The organism is Xanthobacter autotrophicus ATCC 700552 (genome assembly GCF_043194565.1).
Lineage (GTDB): Bacteria > Pseudomonadota > Alphaproteobacteria > Rhizobiales > Xanthobacteraceae > Xanthobacter > Xanthobacter autotrophicus_F.
Genome location: NZ_JBAFVS010000101.1, coordinates 1 through 310, shown reverse-complemented (window position 1 = coordinate 310; position 310 = coordinate 1). Strand labels below are relative to the sequence as shown.

Below are 310 nucleotides of genomic sequence, written 5' to 3'. Positions count from 1 at the left end.
CGCCCCCCATTGCAAGGACAGATGCCCCTCCCACGACAGGAGGACGGCACCCGCGAGGATGGCGAACGCACCGAGCAGGAGCCGCCGGTCCACGTTCTCGCGGAACACCAGCCAGGCGATGCCCATGGTGGCGAGGCCTTCCAGGTTGAGCAGCAGCGAGGCCGACGCCGCGTCGGTGAGGGATAGGCCGAACATGAGCAGCAGAGGAGCAAGGAGGCCTCCGGCGACGATGACCAGGGCAAGCCAGGGCATGTCCATCCGCCGCAGCGGCGCCTCGACGGCTGGCAGCCGCAAAGCGGCTCGGGACAGG

Annotated in this window: 1 protein-coding gene; it reads right to left on the bottom strand. The window is 69.7% G+C overall.

Annotated features, from left to right (window positions below; all coding sequences use genetic code 11):
- Positions 1 to 310, bottom strand: a 310-nt coding sequence (locus V5F48_RS25090; protein WP_394260666.1) for an EamA family transporter, incomplete at both ends; no start/stop codon positions are given.